The organism is Proteus sp. fly-1067 (genome assembly GCF_040139345.1).
Classification (GTDB): Bacteria; Pseudomonadota; Gammaproteobacteria; order Enterobacterales; family Enterobacteriaceae; genus Proteus; species Proteus vulgaris_B.
In genome coordinates, this window is sequence record NZ_JBEEUL010000018.1 from 17,156 (window position 1) to 29,732 (window position 12,577).

General features: G+C 43.6%; 9 protein-coding genes. All 9 read right to left on the reverse strand.

Translation table 11 applies throughout. The features are described 5' to 3' along the window. Positions 1-35 precede the first annotated feature (35 nt). Positions 36-4,262 (reverse strand): DNA-directed RNA polymerase subunit beta', encoded by a 4,227-nt coding sequence (gene rpoC, locus ABN217_RS17685; RefSeq protein ID WP_072071065.1) that lies wholly within the window; start codon positions 4,260-4,262, stop codon positions 36-38. A 122-nt stretch (positions 4,263-4,384) separates the two neighbouring features. Further along, on the reverse strand, positions 4,385-8,413 hold the full coding sequence (gene rpoB / locus ABN217_RS17690) for a DNA-directed RNA polymerase subunit beta (protein WP_072071066.1): 4,029 nt from the start codon (positions 8,411-8,413) through the stop codon (positions 4,385-4,387). A 350-nt stretch (positions 8,414-8,763) separates the two neighbouring features. Further along, positions 8,764-9,129, reverse strand: coding sequence for a 50S ribosomal protein L7/L12 (gene rplL, locus ABN217_RS17695; RefSeq protein WP_023583093.1), 366 nt, complete (start codon positions 9,127-9,129; stop codon positions 8,764-8,766). Positions 9,130-9,192: 63 nt separating this feature from the next. Beyond that, positions 9,193-9,690, reverse strand: a complete 498-nt coding sequence (rplJ, locus tag ABN217_RS17700) for a 50S ribosomal protein L10 (RefSeq protein ID WP_006534706.1) — start codon at positions 9,688-9,690, stop codon at positions 9,193-9,195. Between the two features lie 326 nt (positions 9,691-10,016). Continuing rightward, a complete protein-coding gene (gene rplA / locus ABN217_RS17705; RefSeq protein WP_196554947.1) occupies positions 10,017-10,718 on the reverse strand; it encodes a 50S ribosomal protein L1 in 702 nt (233 codons plus the stop codon). Positions 10,719-10,722: 4 nt separating this feature from the next. Further along, the gene (gene rplK, locus ABN217_RS17710; protein WP_006534703.1) at positions 10,723-11,151 is read right to left on the reverse strand and encodes a 50S ribosomal protein L11; all 429 of its coding nucleotides are present in this window, start codon (positions 11,149-11,151) and stop codon (positions 10,723-10,725) included. A gap of 146 nt (positions 11,152-11,297) precedes the next feature. Then, positions 11,298-11,843: a transcription termination/antitermination protein NusG gene (gene nusG / locus ABN217_RS17715; RefSeq protein WP_004246900.1), complete on the reverse strand. Its 546-nt coding sequence runs from the start codon at positions 11,841-11,843 to the stop codon at positions 11,298-11,300. A gap of 7 nt (positions 11,844-11,850) precedes the next feature. Next, on the reverse strand, positions 11,851-12,228 hold the full coding sequence (gene secE, locus ABN217_RS17720) for a preprotein translocase subunit SecE (protein WP_072071069.1): 378 nt from the start codon (positions 12,226-12,228) through the stop codon (positions 11,851-11,853). A 273-nt stretch (positions 12,229-12,501) separates the two neighbouring features. Next, positions 12,502-12,577: EF-Tu C-terminal domain-related protein (locus ABN217_RS17725; protein WP_072077167.1), on the reverse strand; the 76-nt coding region annotated here is incomplete at its 5' end.

Below are 12,577 nucleotides of genomic sequence, written 5' to 3' on the forward strand. Positions count from 1 at the left end.
AATGGAGGGCATTTCAATCTAATCTAAATTAGATTTTAGTCTTTTAATCCACCAAAACCAGCATTCAGTAATTCTGCTAAGTTAGCAGATGCTTCATCGGCACTGATTGTTGTTTCAGTTTCATCTGCTGGCAATTGTGATTGACGACGCTTCATACGATCTTGGTGATACGCATACCCTGTACCTGCTGGGATCAAGCGACCAACAATAACGTTCTCTTTCAAGCCACGTAATTCGTCACGTTTACCTGCTACCGCTGCTTCAGTCAGAACACGCGTTGTTTCTTGGAATGATGCAGCTGAGATGAAGGATTCAGTTGCCAGAGATGCTTTCGTGATACCTAACAGGTCACGAGCATACGTTGCTGGTACTTTACCATCATCTTCCAGAACACGGTTTGATACTTTAACGCGAGCGTATTCAACCTGTTCACCTTCGAGGAACTCAGAGCTTCCTGCGTTCTCAATGGTAACTTTACGTAGCATCTGACGAACGATAACTTCGATGTGTTTATCGTTAATCTTAACGCCTTGTAAACGGTAAACTTCCTGTACTTCGTTAGTGATATAGCGAGTAACCGCATGAACACCACGTAAGCGCAGAATGTCGTGTGGTGACTCTGGACCATCGGAAATAACATCACCGCGTTCCACAACCTCACCCTCGAATACGTTAAGCTGACGCCATTTAGGGATCATCTCTTCGTATGCATCGCTACCGTCTAATGGAGAAATAACTAGACGACGTTTACCTTTAGTCTCTTTACCGAACGATACAATACCGCTGATTTCAGCAAGGATTGCAGGCTCTTTCGGACGACGTGCTTCAAACAGGTCAGCAACGCGTGGCAGACCACCGGTGATATCTTTAGTACCGCCAGATTCTTGTGGAATACGCGCTAAAGTGTCACCTGCATTAATTGTAATGCCATCGTCTAACTGAACAATTGCTTTACCTGGCAGGAAGTACTGTGCTGGCATATCAGTATTCGGGATCAATACATCTTTGCCTTGTGCATCAGTGATGCGCAGTGCTGGACGTAAATCTTTACCGCTACCTGTACGCTCTGCTGAATCCAGAACAACCAGTGAAGAAAGACCTGTTAATTCATCTGTTTGACGTGTGATGGTTTGACCATCAACCATGTCAGCAAAACGAATGATACCAGATACTTCACTCACAACTGGCATTGTATGTGGATCCCAGTTAGCAACAGTTTCGCCACCATTAACCGCTTCGCCATCACCTTTCGCTAATTGAGCACCGTAAGGCACTTTGTAGCTTTCTTTCGTACGACCGAATTCGTCAATTAAACGTAATTCTGTGTTACGAGAAGTGATAACTAATTTACCCGCAGTATTGGTAATGAACTTCGCATTGAACAGCTTCAGAGTACCTTTATTACGTACTTGAATGCTAGATTCTGCTGCCGCACGAGATGCCGCACCACCGATGTGGAACGTACGCATCGTTAACTGTGTACCTGGTTCACCGATTGACTGTGCCGCGATAACACCGATAGCTTCACCTTTGTTGATGATATGACCACGAGCAAGGTCACGACCATAACATTTAGCACATACACCGAAGTCTGTGTTACAGGTTACAACTGAACGTACTTTCACGCTGTCAACTGAGTTTTCTTCTAACAAGTCACACAGTTTTTCGTTTAACAGGGTGTTACGTGGAACAAGAATATCAGCAGTACCTGGTTTCAGAATATCTTCTGCAGCTACACGACCTAATACACGTTCACGCAGTGGCTCTTTAACATCTCCACCTTCGATAACCGGAGTCATCATAACACCTTCGGTTGTGCCACAGTCGTCTTCTGTGACAACTAAATCTTGTGCAACGTCAACTAAACGACGAGTCAAGTAACCGGAGTTTGCTGTTTTCAGTGCGGTATCCGCAAGACCTTTACGAGCACCGTGGGTTGAGATGAAGTACTGGAGTACGTTCAGACCTTCACGGAAGTTCGCTGTGATTGGTGTCTCGATGATTGAGCCATCTGGCTTAGCCATCAGACCACGCATACCTGCTAACTGACGGATCTGAGCTGCAGAACCACGAGCACCGGAGTCAGCCATCATAAAGATGCTGTTGAAAGATACTTGTTGTTCTTCTTCACCATTACGGTTAATAACGGTTTCAGTAGACAGGTTTTCCATCATCGCTTTCGCTACGCGCTCATTCGCCGCAGCCCAAATATCGATGACTTTGTTGTAACGTTCGCCCGCTGTTACCAGACCGGATTGGAACTGTTCCTGAATTTCTGCAACTTCAGCTTCTGCTTCTGCAATGATCTCTGCTTTTTTCGCAGGGATAACCATGTCATCGATACCTACTGAAGCACCTGAACGTGCTGCGTAAGCAAAACCGGTATACATGATTTGGTCAGCAAAAATAACTGTTGGCTTCAAGCCCATTACGCGATAACAGGTATTAAGCATTTTAGAGATTGCTTTCTTACCTAATGGTTGGTTAACCAGCGCGTAAGGTAGGCCTTTTGGTACGATCATCCATAAAATAGCTCGGCCGACAGTAGTGTCTTTTAAGCTAGTTTCAGTAGTGATGTTACCTTCGCCATCTTTGATCTCTTCAGTGATACGTACTTTAACACGTGCGTGTAAAGAGGCTAAACCAGCGCGATAAACGCGTTCAGCTTCTTTAGGACCACTTAGCACCATGCCTTCACCTTTGGCATTGATGCAGTCACGAGTCATGTAGTAAAGACCTAATACAACGTCCTGTGAAGGAACGATGATTGGGTCACCACTTGCTGGAGACAGGATGTTATTTGTTGACATCATCAGCGCACGAGCTTCTAGTTGCGCTTCCAATGTCAATGGTACGTGAACCGCCATTTGGTCACCATCGAAGTCGGCGTTGTATGCCGCACAAACGAGTGGGTGTAACTGAATAGCTTTACCTTCGATAAGGATTGGTTCAAATGCCTGAATACCTAAACGGTGAAGTGTTGGTGCACGGTTTAGCATCACTGGGTGTTCGCGGATAACTTCATCTAAGATATCCCAAACAACCGCTTCTTCGCGCTCAACCATTTTTTTAGCGGCTTTAATTGTTGTCGCTAAACCACGGGTTTCCAGTTTTCCGTAAATAAATGGTTTGAATAACTCAAGAGCCATTTTTTTCGGTAGACCACACTGATGCAGACGCAGGTATGGACCAACGGTGATTACAGAACGACCAGAATAGTCAACACGTTTACCTAACAGGTTTTGACGGAAACGACCTTGTTTACCTTTGATCATATCAGCCAAAGATTTCAGAGGACGTTTGTTCGAACCTGTGATCGCACGACCACGACGACCGTTATCTAATAACGCATCCACAGACTCTTGCAACATACGTTTTTCATTACGTACGATGATGTCTGGAGCTGCTAAATCAAGCAGGCGTTTTAAACGGTTGTTACGGTTGATCACACGACGATATAAATCGTTCAGGTCAGATGTCGCAAAACGACCGCCATCAAGTGGAACCAGTGGACGTAAGTCTGGTGGTAACACAGGCAGTACAGTTAAGATCATCCACTCAGGTTTATTGCCTGATTGCATGAACGCTTCAAGTAACTTGATACGTTTAGTCAGTTTCTTACGTTTAGTTTCAGAGTTAGTTTCGTTTAACTCTTCACGTAACGTTTCACACTCTTGTTCCAGATCCATGCTCTGTAAGAGGTTCTGAACAGCTTCTGCACCCATCTTCGCATCAAATTCGTCACCGAATTCTTCTAATGCATCGAGGTATTGCTCTTCTGTTAAGATTTGACCACGTTCAAGGCTAGTCATCCCGCCTTCAACAACAACGTAAGATTCAAAATACAATACACGTTCAATATCGCGCAGTGGCATATCCAGCAGCAAACCGATACGGGACGGTAATGATTTCAAGAACCAAATGTGAGCAACTGGAGAAGCTAATTCGATGTGACCCATGCGTTCACGACGAACTTTAGTTTGTGTAACTTCAACGCCACACTTCTCACAGATAACACCACGGTGTTTTAAACGTTTGTATTTACCACACAAACATTCGTAATCTTTTACTGGTCCGAAAATACGGGCACAGAAAAGACCGTCACGTTCTGGTTTGAACGTACGGTAGTTAATTGTTTCTGGCTTTTTAACTTCACCAAATGACCATGAACGGATCATATCAGGTGATGCCAGAGCAATTTTGATCGCATCAAACTCTTCGGTCTTGGTTTGCGCTTTCAGAAACTTTAATAAGTCTTTCACGAAATGGCTCCTGTCGGAGTTAGACCTGCCAGGCAAATGACCCCTGTCATTCACCCCTTTAAACCAGTGTAGTCACTGTTTGACAGACTGCCATCTCTAGCAGTCTGTCTCTATGGAATCCGTTATTCGTCTTCCAATTCGATGTTGATACCCAGTGAACGGATCTCTTTCAACAATACGTTGAACGACTCTGGCATACCTGGTTCCATCTGATGATTACCATCAACGATGTTTTTGTACATTTTGGTACGACCGTTAACGTCATCCGACTTAACAGTAAGCATTTCTTGAAGAGTATAAGCTGCACCGTATGCTTCCAGTGCCCACACTTCCATCTCCCCGAAACGCTGTCCACCAAACTGAGCTTTACCACCAAGAGGTTGCTGAGTAACTAAGCTGTACGAACCGGTAGAACGGGCGTGCATCTTATCATCAACTAAGTGGTTCAGTTTCAGCATGTACATGTAACCAACAGTTACTGGACGCTCAAATTGCTCACCTGTACGACCATCGAAAAGTGTAATCTGACCAGAAGTTGGAAGATCAGCTAATTTAAGCATCTCTTTAATTTCCATTTCTTCTGCACCATCGAACACTGGTGTTGCGGTTGGCATACCTTTTTTCAGGTTTTCAGCCAGACGTAACACTTCTTCATCGCTGAAGGTGTCCAGATCAACTTTCTGACGAGGTGCCATACCCAGATCGTAAGCTTTCTGGATAAATTCACGTAATTTAGCAACTTCTTGTTGCTGTTTCAGCATCGCGTTGATCTTATCACCGATACCTTTAGCAGCCATACCCAAGTGAGTTTCAAGGATCTGACCGATGTTCATACGTGATGGTACACCCAGTGGGTTCAGTACGAGGTCAACTGGGTTGCCGTTTTCATCGTATGGCATGTCTTCAATAGGGTTAATCTTAGAGATAACACCCTTGTTACCATGACGACCCGCCATCTTATCACCAGGTTGGATCTGACGTTTAACAGCCAGATAAACCTTAACGATTTTCAGCACACCTGGTGCTAAATCATCACCTTGAGTGATTTTACGACGTTTAGCTTCCAGTTTCTTCGCGAACTCAGCTTTCAGTTCATCATACTGTTCTGCTAATTGTTCTAACTGGTTTTGCTTCTCTTCATCCGCAATACCCAGTTCTAACCAACGTTCACGAGGTAATTTATCTAATTTCTCAGCTTCAATACCGCCAGCAATCAGAACACCACGGATACGAGCGAATAGACCAGCTTCAAAGATACGCAGTTCTTCAGTTAAGTCTTTCTTAACTTCACGTAACTGTGATTCTTCAATTTCTAATGCACGTTTATCTTTTTCTACGCCATCACGGGTGAACACTTGTACATCGATAACTGTACCAGACACACCATTAGGAACACGTAGAGAAGAATCTTTAACATCAGATGCTTTTTCACCGAAGATAGCACGCAGCAGTTTCTCTTCTGGAGTCAGTTGAGTTTCACCTTTAGGTGTTACTTTACCAACCAGAATGTCACCGCCTTTCACTTCAGCACCGATATAAACGATACCTGATTCATCCAGTTTAGATAACGCAGCTTCACCAACGTTCGGGATATCAGCTGTGATCTCTTCAGGCCCTAACTTAGTATCACGAGAGACACAAGCCAGTTCTTGAATATGGATAGTTGTGAAACGATCTTCTTGAACAACACGCTCAGATACAAGGATGGAGTCCTCGTAGTTATAACCATTCCATGGCATAAATGCCACGCGCATGTTTTGGCCTAATGCTAACTCACCAAGGTCTGTTGAAGGACCATCAGCTAACACATCACCGCGATCAACAGGTTCACCTAAAGATACGCAAGGTGTTTGGTTAATACATGTGTTCTGGTTAGAACGGGTGTATTTAGTCAAGCTATAGATATCAATGCCCGCTTCACCAGCGTAAGTCTCTTCTTCGTTAACTTTGATAACGATACGAGAAGCATCAACATACTGAACAACACCACCACGTTTAGCAACTGCAGTAACACCGGAGTCAACCGCTACAGCACGTTCCATACCTGTACCTACTAGTGGTTTATCACCACGAAGTGTAGGAACAGCCTGACGTTGCATGTTCGCACCCATCAATGCACGGTTGGCGTCATCGTGTTCAAGGAATGGGATCAGTGAAGCACCGACAGAAACAACCTGTTGGGTTGAAACGTCCATGTACTGAACTTGGTCACGACTAAATAAGCTTGACTCACCTTTATGACGGCAAGTAACTAATTCTTCAACGAAGTGATTGTCATCGTCTAATACGGAGTTAGCCTGAGCAATGATGAAGTTACCTTCTTCAATTGCAGACAGATAATGAATTTCATCTGTTACAGCGTTGTTTTCAACAACACGGTAAGGCGTTTCAAGGAAACCGTACTCGTTAGTCTGTGCATAAACAGATAATGAGTTGATAAGACCGATGTTTGGACCTTCAGGCGTTTCGATTGGGCACACACGACCGTAGTGAGTTGGGTGTACGTCTCGAACTTCGAAGCCTGCACGTTCACGGGTCAAACCACCTGGGCCTAATGCAGAAATACGACGTTTATGCGTAATTTCTGATAGCGGGTTATTCTGATCCATAAACTGTGATAACTGGCTAGAGCCAAAGAACTCTTTGACAGCAGCAGAAATCGGTTTTGCATTGATCATATCTTGTGGCATTAATGCATCAAGATCGCCTAAAGACAGACGTTCTTTAACTGCACGCTCAACACGCACCAGACCAACACGGAATTGGTTTTCAGCCATTTCGCCAACAGAACGAATACGACGGTTACCCAAGTGGTCGATATCATCCACTTCACCTTTACCATTACGGATATCAATCAGTTTTTTCATTACTTCGATGATATCTTCTTGGCTCAGGATGCCAGAACCTTCAACTTCGTCACGGCTTAACGAACGGTTGAACTTCATACGACCCACAGCAGAAAGATCATAACGATCTTCAGAGAAGAATAAGTTCTCAAATAAGTTTTCTGCAGCTTCGCGTGTAGGTGGCTCACCAGGACGCATCATGCGATAGATTTCAACTAACGCGCTTAAGCGATCGTTTGTAGGATCGACGCGAACAGTTTCTGAAATATAAGCACCATGATCTAAGTCATTGGTAAACAGAGTTTCAATCGTTTTATGACCAGCTTGACTTAAGCGAGCTAACACATCTAAAGAGATTTCCATGTTAGCAGCACAAATCAGTTCACCTGTTGCTTCATCAATATAATCACGAGCAACCACTTTACCTGCAATATATTCAACAGGTACTTCAATGCGGTCAACTTGTTCTTTTTCTAATTGACGAATATGGCGAGCAGTAATACGACGGCCTTTTTCAACATATACTTTGCCGTTTGCTTCAATATCAAATGAAGCAGTTTCACCACGCAGACGTTCAGGCACTAATGTCATCATCAGCTTGTTGTTGCTGATTTCAAACAATGTTTTTTCGAAGAATAAACCTAAGATTTCTTCAGTGCTGTAGTTCATTGCGCGTAAAATGATAGTCGCAGGTAATTTACGGCGACGGTCAATACGGACAAAAAGGTTATCTTTAGGGTCGAATTCGAAGTCTAACCATGAGCCACGATAAGGGATAATACGTGCGTTATACAGTACCTTACCAGATGAGTGTGTTTTACCTTTGTCACTATCAAAGAACACACCAGGGCTACGGTGTAACTGGGAAACGATAACACGCTCAGTACCATTGATTACAAAGGTACCATTATCGGTCATTAATGGGATTTCACCCATATAGACTTCTTGTTCTTTAATGTCTTTAACGGTGCCTTCTGGGGCTTCACGTTCATAAATGACCAGACGCAGTTTTACACGCAGAGGTGCAGAATAAGTTACACCGCGGATCTGACATTCTTTAACATCAAAAACAGGCTCGCCTAAGCGGTAGCTGACATACTGTAATTCAGCATTGCCACTATAGCTTTGGATAGGGAATACGGAACGGAAAGCTGCTTCCAGACCGTTTTGACCATCAGGATCTTGCTCGATAAACTTCTGGAACGAGTCAAGTTGGATAGAAAGGAGATAGGGAACATCCAGAACTTGTGGACGTTTACCAAAATCCTTACGAATACGTTTTTTCTCGGTATAGGAGTAAACCATAGGGTTCCTCAGCTCGCTGAAAAGTGACCCACTCTGCCTACCCTTAGTTATTAAGGGCGACACGACATTCTGCTAACACTATTTTTTGTAGGTAGGAAAATGTAATTTTCCATAATACTTATTGCTATTACTCTTAAATCATTTCATTGCATTGAGTTCACTACCGAGCTTTTGGACAACGTGGATCGTAGTGAGTAATACAGTATATTAAGTCGTCAATAGCAAAAAATATTGAGGTAGAGAGAAAGCCAAAAAGTGTGAAAAAGCTACTCTTACCTTACAGCGCAAAAAGGCTGGTGACCAAAAAATCACCAGCCATCAGCCGTTAGGCTGCACTCTGGGAAGTTAAATTATTTAACTTCAACCTCAGCGCCTGCTTCTTCCAGAGCTTTCTTCAGAGCTTCAGCATCATCTTTGCTTACGCCTTCTTTCAGAGCTGCTGGTGCAGATTCTACTAAGTCTTTAGCTTCTTTCAGGCCAAGACCGGTAGCGCCACGTACTGCTTTGATTACTGCTACTTTGTTACCGCCGATAGCTTTCAGGATAACGTCAAATTCAGTTTTCTCTTCAGCAGCTTCTGCTGGACCCGCAGCAACAGCAACAGCTGCAGCAGCAGATACACCGAATTTTTCTTCCATCATAGAGATCAGTTCAACAACGTCCATTACAGACATTTCAGCAACTGCGTTTAAGATATCGTCTTTAGAAATAGACATAACAAGTGTTCCTAAAATTCAGAAAAAGTTTATACGTAAATAAAGCAACGAAGAAATTGGCTATTAAGCAGCTTCTTTCTGATCGCGCAGAGCAGCCAGAGTGCGAACCAATTTGCCTGCAGAGGCTTCTTTCATGGTTGCCATCAGGCGTGCGATTGCTTCATCGTAAGTTGGGAGTGTAGCCAGACGATCGATGTTCGAACCTGGGATAAACTCACCTTCAAAGGCAGCCGCTTTAATCTCGAATGCTGGGTTCGCTTTCGCGAAATCTTTGAACAGACGAGCTGCAGCGCCCGGATGTTCAGCAGAAAATGCAATCAAGGTTGGACCAACAAATGCATCTTTCAGTACTTCATAAGAAGTACCTTCAACAGCACGACGCAGAAGTGTGTTACGTACTACACGTACAGTAACGCCAGCTTCACGACATGCTTTACGCAGTTCGGTCATTTTAGCTACAGTAACGCCACGGGAATCCGCAACAACTGCAGAAAGCGCACCTTTGGCAACTTCGCTGACTTCAGCAACAATCGCTTGTTTGTCTTGAAGATTTAGTGCCATTAGCTTCTTGCTCCTGGATTAACCGAGTAAAAACTCGGGACTCACATCACTTATTACCACAATGGTATAAGCGCTAAAACACGGTGAGTAGAATCCAGAATATATAATTCTTTATTGGCTCTCTCACCGTCTACGCAGGAAAATTAAGTAATTACTTACACCTGCGGTCTTGGACGGGGTCTGGATAGGCCAGACTCCAACCGAAATTCAGAGAATTTAGTTATGTAGACTTAAATAAAATACCACATAGCTAAACTCAAGGCGTCAAATTCTATACAAATTTGACGCCAAGGTAAAGTCTTTTATGACTTTAGTCTAATCTAAGATTAAACTGTCGCGCTCAAGCTAGCTTGATCAATAGCAACACCTGCACCCATAGTGGTAGACAGGCTTACTTTCTTGATATAAACGCCTTTCGCTGCAGATGGTTTTGCTTTTTTCAGCGCAACCAGCAGAGCTTCTAAGTTTTCTTTCAACTGTTCTTCGTTGAAATCAACTTTACCGATAGTGGTATGGATAATACCATTTTTGTCGTTACGGTAACGAACCTGACCAGCTTTAGCATTTTTAACTGCTTCAGCAACGTTAGGAGTTACAGTACCCACTTTCGGGTTTGGCATTAAGCCACGTGGGCCAAGGATTTGACCTAATTGACCTACAACGCGCATTGCATCTGGAGATGCGATAACAACGTCAAAGTCCATTTCGCCAGCTTTAACTTTAGCAGCTAAGTCGTCCATACCGACTAATTCAGCGCCTGCTTCTTTAGCAGCTTCTGCATTTGCACCTTGTGCGAATACAGCAACGCGAACTGAACGGCCAGTACCGTGTGGAAGTACAGTTGCACCACGAACGTTTTGATCTGATTTACGTGCATCGATGCCAAGGTTAACAGCAACGTCAACGCTTTCAACGAATTTAGCAGTAGCCAGTTCTTTCAGTAAAGCAACAGCTTCAGCGATTTCGTACTGTTTAGTTACTTCAACTTTTTCACGGATATTGCGCATGCGCTTGGTTAGTTTAGCCATCAGATTAATCCTCCACTACCAGGCCCATGGAACGAGCAGTACCAGCAATTGAACGCATCATAGCTTCAACGTCAGCACCAGTCAGGTCCGCAGCTTTAGTTTCTGCGATTTCACGAACTTGAGCAGAAGTAATTTTACCTACTTTCTCTTTGTTCGGTTTACCAGAACCTGATTTCACGCCCGCAGCTTTCTTCAGCAGAACTGCTGCTGGAGGAGTTTTGGTAACGAAAGTGAAAGAACGGTCAGCGTAAACTGTAATAACAACAGGAATTGGTAAGCCTTTTTCTACGCTTTCAGTTTTAGCGTTGAATGCTTTACAGAATTCCATGATGTTAACACCTTGTTGACCCAGAGCTGGACCAACTGGTGGACTTGGATTAGCCATACCTGCAGAAACTTGCAGTTTGATATAGGCTTGGACTTTCTTAGCCATTAATTAATTCCTCAATTTGGGTATATCGCCCGGCTAGGGCTCCCCGATTTTACTTTGTTCTGTCTTATGACAAAACAACTCAAAACGAAAGGTGGAAAATTGTAGATAACTTTTCCACCTTTTGCAAGAAAGCAACGTAAAAAGGTTTAACCTTTTTCAACCTGACTAAAGTCTAATTCAACTGGTGTCGCACGACCAAAGATTGAAACAGAAACTTTTAAGCGGCTTTTTTCATAATCAACTTCTTCAACCACACCATTAAAGTCAGCGAATGGACCATCGCTAACACGAACCATTTCACCTGGTTCAAACAGTGTTTTAGGACGTGGCTTATCACCAACTTGTTGTAAGCGATTCATAATCGCATCAACTTCTTTATCACTAATTGGTGCAGGTCTGTCTGAGGTTCCACCAATAAATCCCATAACACGAGGTACATTACGTACTAAGTGCCAAGTTGCATCGTTCATGACCATTTGGACAAGAACATAACCTGGGAAAAATTTACGCTCACTTTTGCGACGTTGACCGCTACGGATCTCAACCACTTCTTCGGTTGGAACCATAACTTCGCCGAATGAGTCTTCCATTTCGTTTAATTTGATATGTTCACGCAGCGACTGTGCAACACGGCCTTCAAAGCCCGAAAATGCCTGAATGACATACCAGCGTTTTTTTGGAGAATCAGTCATGAACACCTCACAGGCCAGTAATAAATGAAACAAAACGAACCAGAATGCCATCCAGTCCCCAAAGAACTAATGACACAATAGCCGTCACTGCAGCAACAATCAGGGTCGTTTGCAATGTTTCTTGACGTGTTGGCCATACTACTTTACGCATTTCAATGCGCGCTTCGCGAGCAAATACTAATGTTGCTTTACCTTGTGTTGTCCACAACGCGATCCCACCCGCTGCTACGAACAAAGCAACAACAGCTAAAGCTCGTAACGCTAGGTTAAATTCACGGTAAAGATAGTTGCCACCCACTGCTACTGCCAGCAATAAAACGGTAATGATCCATTTAGCGATATCACCACCGCGTTTGCTATCTTGAGCTCCGCTATTCGCACTCATAAATTAACCTGTCATATGATGTAAATAAATAGCCAGCTTGCCTCGCAAGAGCAAAACAAATCAGACTAACCATAAAATCAACTATGATTGCATCTGACACAGTGTCATATCTCTATGACATTCGTATCTGCAAGATACTGGACTCGATTCGTTGTATCAGAGCCTATCTCACCAATAATTTACATCAAACTAGTGATGAGATAGGTTCTTTTTCAAACAACGCATAAAAAGGGCATCAATTGATGCCCTTCTCTAGGAGAATTACGCGAGTAATTAACCTAATACTTTAGCAACAACGCCCGCACCTACTGTACGGCCACCTTCGCGGATAGCGAAACGTAAACCGTCG